General features: G+C 46.7%; 19 protein-coding genes. 5 read left to right on the plus strand and 14 right to left on the minus strand.

Annotated elements, in window-relative coordinates:
- The first annotated feature begins 203 nt into the window (after window positions 1-203).
- Window positions 204-920: a Crp/Fnr family transcriptional regulator gene (locus tag QMK20_RS15605; RefSeq protein ID WP_283652334.1), complete on the plus strand. Its 717-nt coding sequence runs from the start codon at window positions 204-206 to the stop codon at window positions 918-920.
- A 271-nt stretch (window positions 921-1,191) separates the two neighbouring features.
- Here QMK20_RS15605 and QMK20_RS15610 read toward each other — a convergent pair whose 3' ends face one another.
- The 7 genes from QMK20_RS15610 to QMK20_RS15640 all read right to left on the minus strand — a co-directional run bounded on the left by QMK20_RS15610 (window position 1,192) and on the right by QMK20_RS15640 (window position 8,012).
- Window positions 1,192-1,959 (minus strand): DODA-type extradiol aromatic ring-opening family dioxygenase, encoded by a 768-nt coding sequence (locus QMK20_RS15610; protein WP_283652335.1) that lies wholly within the window; start codon window positions 1,957-1,959, stop codon window positions 1,192-1,194.
- A gap of 695 nt (window positions 1,960-2,654) precedes the next feature.
- On the minus strand, window positions 2,655-2,978 hold the full coding sequence (locus QMK20_RS15615) for a winged helix-turn-helix transcriptional regulator (protein WP_044647281.1): 324 nt from the start codon (window positions 2,976-2,978) through the stop codon (window positions 2,655-2,657).
- Window positions 2,979-3,246: 268 nt separating this feature from the next.
- Entirely contained in the window at window positions 3,247-3,978 is a 732-nt protein-coding gene (locus tag QMK20_RS15620; protein WP_283652336.1) for a ThuA domain-containing protein, read from the minus strand.
- A 20-nt stretch (window positions 3,979-3,998) separates the two neighbouring features.
- A complete protein-coding gene (locus QMK20_RS15625) occupies window positions 3,999-4,967 on the minus strand; it encodes a sugar phosphate isomerase/epimerase family protein (protein ID WP_044647283.1) in 969 nt (322 codons plus the stop codon).
- Window positions 4,968-5,044: 77 nt separating this feature from the next.
- Window positions 5,045-6,127 (minus strand): Gfo/Idh/MocA family protein, encoded by a 1,083-nt coding sequence (locus QMK20_RS15630; protein WP_283652337.1) that lies wholly within the window; start codon window positions 6,125-6,127, stop codon window positions 5,045-5,047.
- Window positions 6,120-6,887 (minus strand): sugar phosphate isomerase/epimerase family protein, encoded by a 768-nt coding sequence (locus QMK20_RS15635; protein ID WP_283652338.1) that lies wholly within the window; start codon window positions 6,885-6,887, stop codon window positions 6,120-6,122. Before QMK20_RS15635 ends, QMK20_RS15630 begins: the two co-directional genes overlap by 8 nt.
- An 18-nt stretch (window positions 6,888-6,905) precedes the next feature.
- Window positions 6,906-8,012, minus strand: a complete 1,107-nt coding sequence (locus QMK20_RS15640; RefSeq protein WP_283652339.1) for a Gfo/Idh/MocA family protein — start codon at window positions 8,010-8,012, stop codon at window positions 6,906-6,908.
- A 162-nt stretch (window positions 8,013-8,174) separates the two neighbouring features.
- Here QMK20_RS15640 and QMK20_RS15645 point away from each other — a divergent pair, with 162 nt between their 5' ends.
- Window positions 8,175-8,993, plus strand: coding sequence for an AraC family transcriptional regulator (locus QMK20_RS15645; protein ID WP_283652340.1), 819 nt, complete (start codon window positions 8,175-8,177; stop codon window positions 8,991-8,993).
- A gap of 107 nt (window positions 8,994-9,100) precedes the next feature.
- Here QMK20_RS15645 and QMK20_RS15650 read toward each other — a convergent pair whose 3' ends face one another.
- From QMK20_RS15650 to QMK20_RS15665, 5 genes are all read right to left on the minus strand, one after another.
- Entirely contained in the window at window positions 9,101-10,585 is a 1,485-nt protein-coding gene (locus tag QMK20_RS15650; RefSeq protein WP_283652341.1) for an alpha-N-arabinofuranosidase, read from the minus strand.
- Between the two features lie 335 nt (window positions 10,586-10,920).
- Entirely contained in the window at window positions 10,921-11,205 is a 285-nt protein-coding gene (locus QMK20_RS27400; protein WP_283658019.1) for a DUF6171 family protein, read from the minus strand.
- A 55-nt stretch (window positions 11,206-11,260) separates the two neighbouring features.
- Entirely contained in the window at window positions 11,261-11,581 is a 321-nt protein-coding gene (locus tag QMK20_RS15655) for a hypothetical protein (protein ID WP_283652342.1), read from the minus strand.
- 68 nt (window positions 11,582-11,649) lie between these two features.
- Window positions 11,650-12,594 (minus strand): Gfo/Idh/MocA family protein, encoded by a 945-nt coding sequence (locus QMK20_RS15660; RefSeq protein ID WP_283652343.1) that lies wholly within the window; start codon window positions 12,592-12,594, stop codon window positions 11,650-11,652.
- Between the two features lie 162 nt (window positions 12,595-12,756).
- Window positions 12,757-13,446, minus strand: a complete 690-nt coding sequence (locus QMK20_RS15665; RefSeq protein ID WP_044647291.1) for a TerC family protein — start codon at window positions 13,444-13,446, stop codon at window positions 12,757-12,759.
- Between the two features lie 352 nt (window positions 13,447-13,798).
- Between QMK20_RS15665 and QMK20_RS15670 the strand changes: the two genes are divergently transcribed.
- Both QMK20_RS15670 and msrA read left to right on the plus strand, forming a co-directional pair.
- Window positions 13,799-14,416 (plus strand): TVP38/TMEM64 family protein, encoded by a 618-nt coding sequence (locus tag QMK20_RS15670; RefSeq protein WP_283652344.1) that lies wholly within the window; start codon window positions 13,799-13,801, stop codon window positions 14,414-14,416.
- Window positions 14,417-14,601: 185 nt separating this feature from the next.
- Entirely contained in the window at window positions 14,602-15,573 is a 972-nt protein-coding gene (gene msrA / locus QMK20_RS15675; protein ID WP_283652345.1) for a peptide-methionine (S)-S-oxide reductase MsrA, read from the plus strand.
- 100 nt (window positions 15,574-15,673) lie between these two features.
- Here the strand turns inward: msrA and QMK20_RS15680 are convergent, their stop codons facing one another.
- Complete coding sequence (locus QMK20_RS15680) at window positions 15,674-16,477, minus strand: lipid II flippase Amj family protein (protein WP_283652346.1); 804 nt, start codon at window positions 16,475-16,477, stop codon at window positions 15,674-15,676.
- Window positions 16,478-16,763: 286 nt separating this feature from the next.
- Here QMK20_RS15680 and QMK20_RS15685 point away from each other — a divergent pair, with 286 nt between their 5' ends.
- A complete protein-coding gene (locus QMK20_RS15685; RefSeq protein WP_283652347.1) occupies window positions 16,764-16,865 on the plus strand; it encodes a DUF2188 domain-containing protein in 102 nt (33 codons plus the stop codon).
- 141 nt (window positions 16,866-17,006) lie between these two features.
- Here the strand turns inward: QMK20_RS15685 and QMK20_RS15690 are convergent, their stop codons facing one another.
- On the minus strand, window positions 17,007-17,711 hold the full coding sequence (locus QMK20_RS15690; RefSeq protein WP_283652348.1) for a YitT family protein: 705 nt from the start codon (window positions 17,709-17,711) through the stop codon (window positions 17,007-17,009).
- Between the last annotated feature and the right edge of the window lie 219 nt (window positions 17,712-17,930).

Raw genomic sequence — 17,930 nt, forward strand, 5'->3', positions numbered from 1 at the left:
CACAGCTTTTCAAGATATATTGTGATTTTTTTCACAATCTATTTAAAATTTTATTTTATGAAGTGAATTAAATCACAAAGTTTGGAATTCTGCCACTTTTACCCCCTCTTCTTGCCCCAAAAACGCATAGCACAGGTATATAATGAATTTGAATTGATCAAGTTGCAGATAAAAAAACAAAGGAAACAAAGGGGAAATGGACGATGAGAAACCCTGCAAACGTAATGGAAGCCCGCGGCAACACCTGTTGCTTCTCGGAGACCAGCTTCAACCGGCTGCAAGTGATGATGAAAGATCGGGTCATGCCAGAAAGCTCACATCTGTTCTGGGAAGGAGATACAGCGGATAAGCTGTTTTATATCAAGCGCGGACGCGTGAAAGTAACGAAAACAACGGATGAGGGTAAGGAACTTATACTATATATGTACCAAAGCGGCGATCTGATTGGTCAAGCTGATCCATTTTTCGGTACCAAGCACTCCTTTTCTGCCGAAGTTCTGGAGGACAGTGATATCGGTGTTGTCGATCATACGGATTTGGAGCTGCTTATTTGCCAGCACTGTGATTTTGCCATTGACTTTATGAAATGGATGGGGTCCCACCACCGTATTACTCAGACCAAATTTCGTGATCTGATGATGTACGGCAAGCCCGGTGCTCTATGCTCCACGCTAATCCGCCTGTGTAACACCTATGGTGAGCCTCATGGGGAACATATCCTTATTCATAAAAAAATCACTCATACCGACCTCTCCAATATGATCGGTGCCACCCGCGAAAGTGTAAACCGGATGCTGAGTGATTTGCGTAAAAAAAATGCAGTCGAATATGATAATGGCATGATCGTCGTAAAGGATTTGGAAATGCTGCAAGGTGTATGTCATTGTGAGCTGTGCCCGCGTGAGATTTGCCGGATCTAAATTATTGTTTTATTTTATGTAAAAGAGAGTGTTCTGTAAACTGTATGGCTTACAGAACACTCTCTTAATTTTACACTCCCACTCCACCTAAATGGCGGGCAGCAGCGGAGCAATCCATTTGAATCTGAAGAAGCGAAGCATTCGCCTTTGCAGCGGGATTCTCACCTCTAAATGTTTGATAAAACCCAAAAGAATCCCGCTGCAACAGCGATCGTAAGATCAAATGGATCGCGAAGCGCCTAACATCCCACCAACACCCTTCTCCACATTTTTAGAACTGGAAGCACAGATAACTTAAATTCCCCATCTCATAGCTCCTGTGGATGACCTTGGCCTTATTCGCCGGATCTCCACTCCCCATGGCAATAAGCAACGGTACAAAATGTTCAGCTCTCGGTACCGCTTGACGAGCATATGGGGCTTCGCTTTCATAGCGATCCAAAGCCTCCACATCTCCACTCTGTACATTTTCAATAATCCAGTCATCAAAATCAAGTGCCCAAGGCTCTGTTTTCGTTTCTCCCCATTTGACGATGCGCAGATTATGAACAGTTACACCACTGCCAATGACCAAAATATCCTGCTCACCCAACCCCCGCAGCACTTCACCGATAGCATATTGTGCTTTAGGCGATAGAAACGGATTCACGGAAATCTGGACTACCGGAATATCCGCCTCAGGATACATACGATGCAAGAGTGTCCAGGACCCATGATCCAGCCCTCGCACCCGGTCCGTTTGTACGTCAATACCCTTTTGCTCATATAATTCTTTCAACTTGGCCGCCAGCTCCACCGAACCATGCGCTGGATATTTCACCGCATACAGCTCCGGCGGGAAACCGCCAAAATCATAAATCGTATCGTAAACGTCGTCTATCGAGCTAATTGTCAATGCCTGCGTCTCCCAATGGGCGGTAAAGATAACAATAGCTTTCGGGCGAATACTCTTTCCAAGCTGCTCCAGAAAAGCAGTATATTCTGTCTGTTCAATAGCAAGTATAGGTGATCCGTGGGCTAAAAACAAAGATGGCATCATGTGAAAATCCCCTTATCATTTATCAATTTATTTTTCTCAACAAGTAACTTTATGTAAGTGATAATACATAAGTAACAAGGTTATGTCAATGCAGATTTTAGCATACACTTAAAAAACGTCGCTTCCTTAAATAAAGATTGATATAGGTATAAAGTCATAGTAATATATAACTAATAAATTTAAATATTCACTATAACTCGATATAAAGGACTGGTTTCTATGGAGATACATACTGCTAATTGCCCAAAGTGTGGTTCCGTTTTCCGTAAAAATCTTAGAAACCTGTGCAATACTTGTATTCAAGAAGAAAATTTATTTTATGACCGCTGTTCTAACTATTTGTGGAAACATCCCACTACTCATACTCGCCAGCTTAGTGAAGTAACCGATACACCTATGGATTTGCTCACAGACTGGGTGAGAGCAGGCAAGTTTCCCTCCACCTATAGCCAGCTTGATTATCCTTGCGAGTCTTGCCATTCCCCAATTTATGCGGGAAGGCTTTGCCATTCCTGCCTCGGTACATTCCGTACAGCAGCGCTCGATATTCAAACCCGTGTCCCCCGTCGTACTGCGACAGGATTGTTTTCAATCGCAGGCCACGCCAAAGGCTATTAAGTATTACAAAATAAAAAACAGCCCTTTTCCTAGGAAAAGGCTGTTTTGCTATGAAAAACGTTTATTCGGCTTGGTACTCATCTAATCCATTCCTCGGCCCAATATTGAATCTGTTCCATGACCGGCTGAAGTGCACGGCCTTTGGTTGTCAGCTCATATTCAATGCGGACAGGAGTTTCCGGGTATACATGACGTGTAAGAATTCCTTCATTCTCCAGATCCTTCATCCGCTCAGACAGCATTTTATCGCTCATTGTGGGAATCAGATTGGAAATATCCTTAAAACGCTTGGGACCGCTCATCATGGATTGAATAATGAGTCCGTTCCAACGCTTACCCAGACATGAAAAGGCACTTTCAAAACGCGGACACATTTTTGTAAGTTGCGGTTGAACCTCCATATTTTTCACCTTCTTTAGCATTTCGGTTTGATAAAGCTTTCCTTTTGTTAGTATATATCATTTTAGCATACTTTATCCCGAAAGAAAACACTTTCTTCTTAATTTAATATCAGATCCGATAAAGTTGCCATGACCAAAGCTGATTATACAACAAACCAACATAAGAGGTATATGGCAAATGCGTTAAATCAAAAACAGACGGAATCTCAAGAGATTTCCGCCTGCCAGTCTGTTCAATATCATGCTTATTGGAATAAATAAATGGAAATTATACCAATACCCCACCGAGAGGTCTAACAGGCTCGCTTTTACCATATATTGGTTGAACTATGCCTGTCGGATAAGCCCAGCGTATACTATTGGCAATGACCTTCAGAATATCGGGCTGGTAATAGGTCGGATACGTTTCATGACCCGGGCGGAAATAAAATATTTTACCACTGCCACGACGGAAGGTACAACCGGTTCTGAACACCTCTCCACCTTCAAAGTTGCTGACAAAGACCAATTCATCCGGCGCTGGAATATCAAAAAACTCACCGTACATCTCTTCGCGCTCTAACAAAATTTTGGCGTCAATTCCATTCGCAATGGGGTGGGATGGATTTACGGACCAAATAATTTCCTGTTCTCCTGCCACTCTCCATTTGAGATCACAGCTTGTGCCCATCAGGGCTTTGAACGGCTTGGAAAAATGTCCCGAGTGCAGCACGATTAAGCCCATGCCTTCCTCTACCCGCTTTACAACACGAGCTGTAACTTCATCACTCACCTGATCGTGTGCTTTATGCCCCCACCACAGCAGCACATCTGTGGAATTCAGGATTTCTTCTCCCAAACCATGTTCAGCATCATCACGTAACGTAGCTGTTCGAATTGCGAACCCTTCGCCTGAGAGGCCATCAGCCAGTGCCTTGTGTATTCCATCAGGATATACCTGTTTGGCTTCGTCATTCAGCTTCTCGTTCAAAAATTCATTCCAAATGGTGACGTTAATCATCAATACTTCCCCCTATTAGGTTAGACCCACCACATCTCGCTCAGAGGTTCTTCAATGAGGACCTGGCGAAGATTGTGGACGGCTTTAGTAAAGCCTTCCTCAACGGACATCAGACCATCCTCGTGCTCAATACTCACTACATAATCGTAACCCACCAGGCGAAGAGCACTAATAATATCCGCCCATGTTTTGATATCATGTCCATAGCCGACAGTACGGAACTGCCAAGCGCGATCCAGCATATTCGAGTAATCCTGCATATCGGTCAAACCGTATTTATTCACATTAATCGGGTCAATCGTCGTATCCTTGGCATGAAAATGGTGAATGGCTCCCTCTCGGCCCAGAATTTGAACCGCCTGTACCGGATCAATACCCTGCCACCACATATGGCTCGGATCCAGATTGGCACCAATGACCTCCCCGACCGCTTCACGCAGACGAAGCAAGGTCGCTGGCGTATGAACGGAGAAGCCACCGTGCAGCTCCAGCCCGATTTTGACGTGATGATCTGCTGCGAATTTTCCGGCTTCGGTCCAGTAAGGGATAATTTTATTTTCCCATTGCCATTTTAGCACTTCCTGAAAATCATTCGGCCACGGCGCAACAGGCCAGTTCGGATACTTCGCATCCTCATGATCACCCGGACAGCCGGAAAAGGTGTTCACAACGGGAACTTCCAGCTTTTCTGCCAAACGAACCGTTTTAAGAAACGCCTCGTGATCAGCCTGTGCCAAATGCTTTTGCGGATGGAGCGGGTTGCCATGACAACTGAGTGCGCTAATGGTCAGTCCACGGGACTCTACTGCTTTTTTGAAGTTTTTGAGCGCTGTTTCGTTGTCCAGCAGTTCATCCGGCTTGCAGTGTTTATCGCCCGGGTTACCGCCTGTGCCGATTTCTACTGCATCCAGTCCTTGGGATGCTACATAGTCCAAAGCCTCTTCCAGTGAACGTCCGCCGAACAATACCATAAATACTCCAAGTTTCAAACGTATTCCCTCCCTGTATTATATGTGAAAGAAGCTGCTTATCTTATAATGATGGCCTATTCAGGATGCTTGCGGGCTTAATCAAAATAGACGGCTTTTCCTGTACGCGCCGATTCATAGATAGCTTCTAAAATTTCAGTAACTACCAGCGCCTGTTCCGGCTTCACAAGCGGCTCTTTATCGTCCAGAATGGCTTCGATCCACAGACGGGCTTCGCGATCCGCTTCGTTTTCCGTTTCTCCGGAGTAAAAGGCTACACCGCCCGCATCCAGATCAATTTTCGTATCAAACAAGCGGCTGTTTTTCTCCCCGTTAATACGCAGACCGTCCTGCATATCGGCTCCGCCCTCAGTCCCGCATAACAGTGTCTTGGCTTCGCCAAATTCTACAACGTTCAGTGCCCAACTGGATTCCAATACAATAGTGGCTCCATTTTGCATGGTAATAAAGCCAAAGGCAGAATCCTCTACCTTAAATTCCTCAGGGTTCCACGGTCCAAAAGCATTCGCCGCGTTTTTACGATCTCCGAGTTTATGGAAGGTTGAGCCCAGCACGCTTTTAGGCTTGTAATTATCCATCAGCCAGAGAGTCAGGTCGAGCGCATGCGTCCCAATATCAATAAGTGGACCGCCACCCTGCTTATCCTCATCCAGAAATACTCCCCAAGTCGGAACCGCGCGGCGACGCAGAGCAATGGCTTTGCCCAGGTAAATCTCGCCAAGCTCTCCCTGCTCGACCAATTGTTTCAGGTACAAGCTGTCATTGCGATAACGGTTTTGATACGCAATGGACAGCTTTTTACCTGTACGGTTCGCAGCATCTAGCATTTCTCGAGCCTGCTCGGCGGTTTTGGCCATCGGCTTCTCGCACAGCACATGCTTACCTGCCTCAAGCGCAGCTACCGTAATTTCCGAGTGCGAGTCGTTGGGCGTACATACATGTACGACTTCAATGTCTTTATTTTCAAGCAGCTTACGGTAATCACTATAAACCTGGGAGCCTTCAGCACCAAACTTTGCTGCGGCCTCCTCCGCACGTTCCAGAATGATGTCACAGAAAGCAACGATCTCTGCACGCTTTTGCTTGGCAAGACTCGGCAAATGCTTGCCAGTAGCAATGCCCCCACAACCAATAATTCCGATTTTGAGTGTTTTAGACATGAATATTTCCTCCCTGAGCTGCGTATTGTTGGAGCCACTTAAAGCTGGTTTCAATGCTTTCGATTGGAGGATTCGAGCTGAAATCCTGTTCCACGACGATCCAGTTCACGCCTGCCTGAATAGCGGCGTCTGTAATGGCCTGAAGCTGCACTTCTCCTTTGCCAAGCTCTACGGTAACTGCTTTGTGCTGCTCGTCACGTGCCATATCCTTTAAGTGAATGATAGGCAGGCGTCCGCGATAACGTCCGATGTATTCCACAGGATCATAGCCTCCGTAGTATACCCAACAAGTATCCATTTCGACCTGCAACAAATCAGCGGGAACTGCATCATATAGAACATCAAATACCGGACGATCACTAATTTTCTCCGTCAATTCAAAATCATGATTATGGTAAGCCAGAACTAAGCCATGTTCTTTCACTTTTTCACCAATACGATGCAAATTGGCAAAAATCTCATCCCACTGGCGCTGTTCTTCGGTTAAATAAGGAACGATTAGGTACTTGTTGCCCAATTCTTTGTGGTAAGCGATCTCCTCATCCAAATGGTCCAGCAGGCGGGTATATTGAATATGAGTTCCAATAACTTCTATGCCCAGCTCATCCAAAAGCGCTCTGACATCCTTGGCACTACGTCCGAAAAAGGCATGAAATTCAACCCCTTTATAGCCCAGCTCAGCTACCTTGCGCAACGTACCTTCAAAATCCTGTTCAAGTTCTTCCCTTACTGTGTACAATTGCAATCCTACTTTAGCCATTGTCCTTCACCTCTTCAATTAGGATGGATGAATCGTTATATCTGTTCCATGATACAAATCCTCGTCTGGCTCAAATGTACTTTCCAACGTAATATGCTTACCTTCCAATGAGGAGCGCTGAAAAGCGTGCATAGCCTCTAATACATGATAGGCCAGTTCCACGTTAGCACGGTGGTTCTTTTCACTGCGAATGGCTCTCACCATCTCACCCGCACCTATTCCGCGTTCGTTCTTCCCACACTCAAATAAAGGTTCCACGAGCTCTGCGGTTTCCTCTCCAGATCGGCGAAGCTTGACATCTCCGTTAAAAAAGTTCGGATCAGGCAGGCTTAAGGTTCCTTCCGTACCATAAATTTCAATACGCGGCAGATCCGTCGCCCCCTGAATGTCAAAGCTGGCAATGAGCGTTACAATGGCTCCGTTATGGAAATCCATCGTTCCGGTCAAATGCGTTGGTGTCTGTACCCGCAGCGGTGTGCCGCTTTTGGGACCGGAATGTATGTAACGATCAGGAATCTGAATGCCCACTGAACTGCTGATTCGCCGGATCGGACCCAGCACATGGATCAGCGACGTCAAATAGTAAGGTCCCATGTCAAACATCGGACCGCCTCCAGCGACATAGAAAAATTCCGGATCAGTATGCCACCACTCGGGACCTCTACCCATAAAAAAGGCAGTAGCGGCTACGGGCTGCCCAATCATTCCGTTTTGTATGGCATAGCGTGCAGTCTGAATACCCGCGCCAAGAAATGTATCCGGGGCACAGCCGACACGCAGGTTTTTTGCCTTGGCTAGATCCAGAACGCGTTTGCCATCCTCCAAGGAAACCGCCAAAGGCTTTTCACTGTACACATGCTTGCCTGCCTCCAGTATCGCCATATCCGTTAGTGCATGGCTGCCAGGCACGGTCAGATTAAAAACAAGCTCAATCTCGGGCTGACGAAGCAATTCATCTACCTTGTATGCGTTTTCAATGTTAAATTCATTGGCCCTCGCTTTGGCCCTTTCCTCCAATAAATCAGCCACGGCCACCACTTCGATAAGCGGACTGTTTTGGAGATTTTCAAGGTATACCGCGCTAATGTTACCGCAGCCGATAATCCCGGCCTTCATTCGTTCCACGTCGTCACACCCCCTGGCCTCCAACATGTTCTGTATTCTGTTATAAGCCTTACAGACACAATAGTATTCTATTTCCGTTTCGTTTAAAATGAATAATATGATTAAAACATGAACAATCTGGTCAATATTTGAAGCAGCCATATGCCCAAAGGAGTCATCATCATGTCTATCGTCGAGCCTTGTCAGGTTCTTACCGCAGGCTATTCCTTCCATCGTAAGCCCTTTTATTCGAACCAGCCCGAAGGGATCAAAAATTATTTATTTCGTCTACAAACAGACGGACGCTGCCAGGCCCGCATTAACGGGGAAATGACACGGATTGAGGCGGGTGACCTGCTGCTGTTCAATCCTATCGAGCCTTATGAGCTGGACATTCACAGTGAGTTAAATCCCATGGGGGAACAGGTCGTGGAGAGCGGAGATTATCACATTTTTTTTGGAGGCTCCTGGGTAGATGAGTGGTGGCACCATCACAAACGGCCCAACCGCATCAAGGTCCAGCTTACCGAAGCACTGCTTGGCCTATTTCGGCAGCTTGTGATGGAGCAGCGGCGTATTTCTAATCCTTATCCGGAAATATCGAGCTATTACATGCGCATTCTTTGCCTGGAGTTTGACCGTATGCTATCCGAGCATCCGACTTCCACCCATCATAATTATCTCGCTTATCAGATTAAAAATTATATTGAAGAAAATGCTTCTTCCAATTTTAAGCTGGATGACGTGTCCTCACACATCGGCATCAGCGTATCCAGAGCTGTACATCTGTTCAAGGAAACATTTAATACGAGTATTATGCAGTACACACTGGATATCAGGCTCAACATGGCGAGGGAGCGCATTATTTTCAGCCCCATGTCTTTGGAACAGGCAGCCGAATCGTCCGGTTTTGCAAACTATACGTATTTTCACCGCGTATTTCGCTCCCGCTTCGGCATGTCGCCCAAGGAATTCAGAGTGATCCACCGCGAGCAATTGTAGTATTGGTAAAAATAAAACCTTGAGAGAGCCTTTCTTGCTCCATCAAGGTTTTGTTTTGTTCCGATTTCAAAATTATACTTCATATTTCTTCTGAGTCTGCAAAATATCTACGGTGCAATCGTCAGCATCACTACTGACATCGGTGGCAGTGTAACATCCAGGCTCTGATCTTGCTGCTGGAAGGACGTGAAAGTTTCCGTTTTCACACGCTCCGGCTGATCAAATGTATTGTGTGCCTGCATATCGTCACTGGCGAGAACAACGCCGCTAATTTGCTTAACGTTTTCCAGCCCTCTCAGCTCCAGATTCAAGGAAGCCGCCTCGCCCGGATGGACGTTGCACAAACTCACATGAATATATCCGTCCTGCGCCTTGGAAGCGGACACACTCACCTGTGGAATGGAATTACCATCATACTCATAATTGCCTACGGTTACATGGGTAGCCAGCGCTTGTGCATCCTGATGCACCTTGAACATTTCAAATACATGGTATGTCGGCGTCAGTAGCATAGCAGGTCCTTCGGTCAGAACCATAGCCTGCAAAACGTTGACCATTTGAGCAATATTCGTCATTTGTACACGGTCATGATGATCGTGGAAAATGTGCAGGTGCAGTCCGGCTACCAGCGCATCGCGCATCGTATTTTGCTGATACAGGAAGCCCGGATTGGTACCCGGCTCGGTCAGGAACCAGGTTCCCCATTCATCTACAATCATTCCGACCCGTTTGTCAGGATCATATTGGTCCATAATAGCAGAATGGCGTGTAATCAATTCATCCATACGTAATGATTTTTTCATCGTCTCAAACCATTCCGCTTCATCAAAACCAAGTGCTTGCCTTTTCGCTTCCCAGGTGCCCGGGACCGTGTAGTTATGCAGACTCAAGCCATCCATAAGATGCCCAGCTTCACGCATCAGCACTTCGGTCCAACGATAATCGTCCACATTGGCCCCGCCCGCAATCCGGTAGATACGGTTATCACCATAATTACGGACATACGTCTGATAACGACGATACAGATCAGCATAATATTCCGGACGCATATTGCCGCCACAGCCCCAGTTTTCGTTACCTACGCCAAAATATTTAAGCTTCCATGGCTGCTCACGCCCGTTTTCCTGCCGCCATGCGGCCATAGGGGATTCCCCGTCAAAGGTCATGTACTCTACCCACTCCGACATCTCCTGCACCGTACCACTGCCAACATTCCCGCAAATATAAGGCTCAGCGTCTAACAGCTCACACAGCTGAAAAAACTCATGGGTGCCAAAATGATTATTTTCAACCACACCACCCCAGTGTGTATTGACCATTCTTTTGCGATTTTCCTTCGGTCCGATGCCGTCCTTCCAATGGTATTCATCGGCAAAACAGCCACCTGGCCAGCGCAGCACAGGAATATTCAGCTTTTTGAGCGCTTCTACCACATCATTGCGAATCCCGTCCGTATTTGGAATCGGGGAATCCTGTCCAACCCACAAACCTTCGTAAATACATCGTCCAAGATGCTCGGCAAATTGTCCGTAAATATTTTTATTAATAACGCCTTGCTCCCAATCTGTATGCACAACAATAGAACCCTTCATGACAAGCCCTCCTCAAAAATAGTAAAGTTCATTAGACTATACATTTCAATGATTACGCTTTCATAAAATTAAAAAATATGGCGTATACCTGATTCTCTTTTCCATCTCAACGTTTACAATCATGCAATGTAACAGCTTAGATAGTTAATGTAAATATTAATAATTAAACAAAAATATTTTACATGTTTAATATATTTTATTGCCTTCTATTTGTCAATCGTTAACCCATAGCTCCACCCAAACCAAAAAGTCTGCCCTCAAGGCAGACCATGGTATGTCCACTTTAGCTCGTGATCACAGAAACAGCCGCATGTTCAGTGGAGTCTGAGCCTACTTCATTTCAAGGATGTCCCTTGCCAGCGAGAACCGCTATAGCCGGGACAATTTTGATTGACTGCCAGAGCGCGTACACGGACAATACTTCCGCTGATGCTGCACGTATGCCCACCCATTAACTCATCACATTGCGAGCAAGCTAACAGTCTGGTCTCGTACACATCATCGGTCACACATTCCATTCCGGGCCTCATGTTGTTTATAATTCTGGTAATTTGCTCTTCCGAAATAGCGATGTCCCTTTCACACCCTTTACAGGTGTTTGGTGCGGTTATACCTTCCATCATCGGCTTACCCTCTCTTTCAAACAACGTCCTGAGTACATGCGGCTGGAGGACCTTATTTCCGTTCCGGCGGGAGCTGGGCAGCCGCTTCAGATACGACCATCGCCAAGTCCTCATTTCCGAACATGGACAGCACTCCTAATACTGTGTCTAGTGGAATATCTCCCGCTTCTTCACGCGATACGGTCAGCTTGCGCACTCGCAACAGACGCTCATTGCTATCCTGCTGCGGATAAGCTGCATGATACAGCTCCTCTGGCTCCAGCCCGTGATTGATGCACCATTGCGCAAACACAAGGATCATCATATCCTCTTCCTGCTTATAATTTTCGATGATAGCCTCTTCTAACTGTTTACCGCGGTTGTGCTCTTCCATTCGTTCATTTCTCCTTCAATCTATTTCTCGATGTCTCGACTGCCTTGATGGCTGTCGTTCCTTCTGTGTTAGTCATTCAAACGGCTAATGAGTTCGTCCGCCAACATATGACTTTCCAGCACCCTGCCAGCACGCACACTGCACTCCTCTGGACGATGAATATGCTCCAGAAAATGATTTACCACTCCGGTGAATCCCCGTCTTTCCAGAATTGTGTCCCAGCTTCCAAAAGATTGTGACAATGACGGCTTATTTTTTTGCATAAAAATAGCCTGTTCCATGTTGGTCACCTCGACGGAACGACCTGCCCCATGCAGCTCCAGCCTCTCAATGTCAGCCCCTGCCTGTCTGTTCATACTGTAGCTACCGGAGGCATTTCCCAAACGTACCGACCCGAATGCAGCGTTCATATATCCTTCACTCGTCGTGTCCAGACTGCTATGCAGCAGCTCATAATCATCGCCACCCAGCCACAATAGCAGATCGAGCATATGAATCAAATCATCATAAACCGTCTGTGCCGCAAGTCTCTGATCATATCCAGTCCGATGCTTGATCGCCGCGCATCGGCTGAAACCTCCTGCTTCCTCCAGCCACGCTTTAGCAGCTACATAATGCGGGGCAAAACGTCGGTTAAAGCCGACCGCCAGCAGCACAGCCTGTGCCTCCGCAAACGCGGTCATTTCCAGATTTTGACGCACATCATAGGACAGAGGTTTATCCACATACACCGCAACACCTTTTTCAATACACGCCATAACCAGATCAAAATGGGCTTCGGTCGCAGCATGTATGAATACAGCCTCCGGCTCCCATGCCAGCATTTCCTTTACATCCGTCGTTCCTCTCGGCAGCCTGTATTGCTCCATAATGGAACTAACCGGCTCCTGCGAACGGTTCATGACTCCTACAATATCTACACCTTCGTGCGCAGTCAGCAGCGGCAAATACACTTTGCGGGCAATACCGCCCAGACCTGCAATAGCCACTCTTGTTTTCGTTTGCTTATTCATATCATACCCACCTCTGATGACTCATTTCTTCTGTTGTCTAGTTTACATGGAAGTCAGCTGACAAGCAAAGAAAAGAGGCTGCCCCGATCCAGTTAGACCTGACGGAACAGCCTCTATGCATGAGCCTTCAGCTTCAGCTACGATGATTTCAGTGTGCTTAACTTAGGCGTGCAGCGCTTGTTTTCTTGTTTTTTCACTTTTTATTTTTTTAACACGCATTCCAATGGCTACGACCAGAACAACGACTAGAACTTCAAATCCGTATTTGACGACCCCATTCGTGAACCAATGTGCAATCAGCGGCTCGGCCACTACCATTTTGGCAGCAGTATAGGCCAGTACAGCAGCTCCAATTGTAATGACCATCGGAAAACGTTCGGTCAGCTTCAAGATAATTGTACTGCCCCATACCATAATCGGAACGGAGATCGCCAGTCCCAAAATAACAAGCAACATATTTCCATGAGCTGCTCCTGCAACGGCAAGTACATTGTCGAGCCCCATCATGGTATCGGCAATAATAATGGTACGAATCGCTGCCCACATTTGATTGGTTGCAGAGATTTCATGTTTTTTCTCCTCAACCAGCAGCTTGTAAGCAATGTAGATGAGCGCAAGCCCCCCGATTAAACGCAAGCCGTAAATTTCCAGTAAGTACGTGACCAGCAAAGTAGCGATAACTCGAATGACAACCGCGCCGACCGTCCCCCAAATAATGACCTTTTTTTGATTGGCCTTCTCGACATTACGGGCTGCCAGACCAATCACAATCGCATTGTCACCAGCCAGCACCAAATCAATGATAATGATTGACAATAGTGCGGTTAAAAACTCGATTGACAAAAAATCCATACGTTTCTCCCACCTTCTTTATTTATTTGTTATACTGTACTTAGTTCTGCGCTTTATACTAAAAAAGCGCCATTTCACGGAATCCGGAAACGGCGCTTGACCCAAATTTAGCATCAAAAAAAGACCATTACCCGGATTCCAAAAATCCTGGCAAAGGTCTCGCTTACAACATTACGTTGCCAATAAAGCCGGGGATTTAAAAAATCCCGTAATGACGACTTTACTCGTTGAGCTACTCCCCTTTGGGAACTATTCTGTTAGTGGCAGTATAGCACACATTATCAGGAATGTGAACCCTATTTTTTTCTGTATAAGCGACAAGCCGAACAGGGATATTGAAAGAGGTATGTAAATGAAAAAATGGCTACTCGCCGCAGCTTATGTTTCGCTGCTCTGCATCGCGTTTATCTACAGATATGATTGGCTCGCCTGGGCGAACAAGCAAACCTCATTTCCAGTTCTGCTGCTGCTCGCGTTTCTATTCGCGTTAATTCCATTTGTGCCTTACAAGCTGATTATCGCTTCCATTGCTTATGCAGCAGGTGCCTGGCAAGGCGCACTTATCTGCTGGCTCGGCACTACATTGGCTGCGTTGGTGGTTTACGGGGCGGTACTTACCCTCTTCCGTGACAAAGGACGGGCTTATCTGGAGCGAATTCCAGCGTTAGAGCGCTTGAACCGGGTCATGGAGCGAGAGCCTTTTGCTGCTGTGCTGCTGGCCCGCCTGATTCCGATCATCCCGCAGGCAGCTGTGAATGTATATGCCGGGGTCGCAGGCTTTCCGTTCTGGAGCTTTATGCTGGGTACGGCGATTGGCAAGCTTCCTGCAATTGCGGTATACGCTTATGCAGGCGGGACTATTGCCGAACGTCCGGTCACTGGTTTGCTCATTTTGCTGCTGTATACAGCACTGGTGGGCGGTGGCTTTGTGCTTTACCGCAAAAAGATTCAACGTGTTAATAAATCATAGCTTCTGTGAGCCTGCCGCTAGATCAGTAAGGATGAAGGTTAGCGGTGGCTTTTAGTCCAAAGAAATTTGCAAAGCTGGTTTGTTTCTGTCGTTCCATTGGATTTTGCGAACATGTCGTATATAATTTAATTGTAAGCTATTTAAATAACAACTAATTGAAACTTTCTCAGAATGGAGTGACAAATATGAGCACCAACAATCCAAACACCGTGGAGAAGGCAACTTTTGCAGGCGGCTGCTTCTGGTGCATGGTTTCCCCCTTCGAGGAGCTACCCGGCATTTTAAAGGTAAGCTCCGGTTACACAGGAGGACATACGGAAAACCCGACCTATGAAGAGGTATGTTCCGAAACAACGGGACATGTAGAAGCAGTACAGATTACATTTGATCCGCAAATCTTCCCATATGAAAAATTATTAGAGCTGTTCTGGCAACAGATTGATCCGACGGATGAAGGTGGACAATTCCACGATAGAGGTTCATCCTACCAAACAGCTATTTTCTATCATAACGAAGAACAACGAATCAAGGCAGAGGCTTCCAAAAAAGCGCTGGGTGAAAGCGGCCGTTTTGACAAGCCCATTGCTACACCAATTCTGCCTGCGGCAACCGCTCATGAAGCGGAAGAATATCATCAGGACTATCATAAGAAGAATCCCGCCCATTACAAGCGTTACCGCAAAGGCTCTGGACGTGAAGATTTTATTGAGCAAAATTGGTCGGGCAAAATAGATAAATCTGATCTTAAAGATCGGCTGACACCTATTCAATACGAAGTAACACAAAAAAACGCGACCGAGCGCCCTTTTCAAAATGAGTTTTGGGACCATGAGGGTGAAGGGATTTATGTGGACATTGTTTCGGGAGAGCCTTTGTTCAGCTCGCTCGACAAATATGATGCAGGTTGCGGTTGGCCCAGCTTTACTCGCCCGCTGCGCAGCTATAACGTCAAAGAAAAAAACGACCTCAGCCACTTTATGATTCGTACCGAGGTCCGTAGTCGCGAAGCGGATTCCCATTTGGGACACGTATTTGATGATGGCCCAGGTCCTGATGGCCTGCGCTATTGTATTAATTCCGCTGCGCTCCGTTTTGTGCCTCAAGAAGACTTGGAACGTGAAGGCTATGGAGCCTATAAGTCATTATTTGAAAAGTAAGTAGACTTCAAAAATATTTTAGACTGGCCCAGAAATCATCTTTCGCAGATGGCTCCGGGTCAGCTTTTTTTGAATTAAACTGGTGAATTCAGTTTCCGGCTCAGTCCATAATCCATCCAAGCCAGATTGCGAGCGGCACCAATAGCAATTGTGCAAGCAAGGTACCTCCCAGACGCGAAATGATCATCCAGCCGTACATACTGTTCATACGATTTAAGGGCAGCTCCCCGCGCAGCGTTTTTTCAGACAATACCGCCAATCTGGGATCAATTAGCAAAGTTAGCAGTACCGTTGCCATACCATTGATTAGACCCGATGACATAGACATTGCTGTACCCTGAGCGGGCCACAGGAATGATGCATATAAAGCAGACACCACTCCAGTCGTATATATCGCGGTCACAATCATATTCAGGGTAATCAGACGCTTTGGGATCGCTCCCTTGAACAGCGAGGTGAGCATGGACCAGGTTGGACGCTTCATGTAGTAGCCTGCATGCTTCCAGTGGTTGCGCACCATTAAATGACGCACCAATGCCGGAATAGACCCGGTATGCTCCAGATGCACAATCCATCTGGCGGACATGCGTACCACTGTCGGATACAAAATTATAGCGATCATGGTTCCAACGGTTGCTGCCAGTAGGACCCCATGCATATACAGCTCCAGTCTAACATCAGCCCCACTCGCTCGCACGGCGGCCTTAGCCTGATCGACCATACCTCCGAGTAAAGGTCCCTGCGCCATATTAGAGGTGCGTGAAACCAACAGCAGCATACTTGCAACGGTTAAAGCCAATCCAATCCGACGCGCTCGCAAACCGCCAAGCCGGAGGGCATAGGACAAGCTATCTGTAGTATGTATGATGATGGTTAGCATAAAGACGAAACCCCAGGCAAGCAAATGCCCCACTCCTTTTCATATTTAAATCCTGAGCATGTAAGACCCTGACATTCTGTACACCATTATACGCTTTTTCTCAAAATACATTTTACAATATATTCATTTCTTGCTTTCCGTTTATTTAAGCGGACAGCGGGTAATACATAATACATCATCTGCTATAGGGAGTGATTAGCTGTCCCTTGGACCAAACATGATTATCCCCCATCTATGAAAAATCTGGAGCCTCGTGTGCGGGAAAGGCAATCATTCCGCTTCTTACGGATCTCAGGAGCCTATTCATGTCGTGCCACATGAGGATGGCTGGGCTATTAAGGAAGAAGGACATGACAAGTCTGCTTCAACCTTTAAGCACAAAAATAAAGCGGTGGACGAGGCTCGAAAATGAGTAGACCGCCAGCAGATTTCGGCGATTATTTATGACCGGAGCGGACGTATTCATTCTACTTTGAAGCCTTCCTGACAAAGCCTGGATACAGCGAAAGGGTGTCACGTAGGAAGATTTCTCTCCTGACGTAACACCCTTTCCTTATTGACGAAGGCTGTGGACGACCGGCACTGTTTTGGCAACTACCTTTGGGGCTGGAATAGCCGCAGGCAGCACCTTTTTCACAGGTCGGTGTAGTTGGAACGTTGTCGTCCATGTAATTATTTTTCCGGCGAGCCACACAGCCAGTATGGTAAACATTGTTTCCTTCACAGGCAGATACAACAGCGATAATCCCAATACAATAATGTCACTGACGATAAACACGTTACCGATTTTCCATCCGCGCCACTCGCTGATCAGCAGGGACAAAATATCATCGCCCCCGGTTGCTCCACCGAATCGCAGTACGATTCCGGCACCCAAGCCTGTAAGCACTCCGCAAAGCAGAGCCGCTACCAGCAAGTTGCCGTGCAGATCTATAACCAGCGTCGAATACTTTTCAAATCCTGCATAAAACAGGGAAAAGGCGACCGCCCCGATCAATGCCAGCAGCATGAATCTTTTGCCCTTCAGTACCCAGGCCAGCAATATGACAGGGATATCAAGCAGTAGCATACTCCAAGCCGGAGACACGCCAAATGCGTAATGTCCCAGCAGGGCCAAGCCTGCAAATCCGCCTTCTGACAAATGATTTTGAGCATTGATGTGATAATACGTAAAAGCTAAAATGCATGTTCCGAGCAGCATGACAGCAATCTGCCTTAATGCTCCATTGTTCACGATAGATTCGTAAGTTTTCCTCATACAGGCTCCCTCGGTTTCTCGTAAGTTTGATGTGGATGAACCCACTCTTACGGAAGCTACCGGGTAAGTTGTGCCTGGAGGACTTGGTCCTTCGCATATACAATCCCCTCTTCCGCAGAGTTGGCTTTCGCAACTTGACGTTACTCCGCGGAAAAGCTAAGTATAAGACAGATCAAATCGTTTCCAAATCGTCCTTTGGGGAAGTATCCTTCGGGGACA

It is taken from the genome of Paenibacillus sp. RC334, assembly GCF_030034735.1.
Taxonomy (GTDB): domain Bacteria; phylum Bacillota; class Bacilli; order Paenibacillales; family Paenibacillaceae; genus Paenibacillus; species Paenibacillus terrae_A.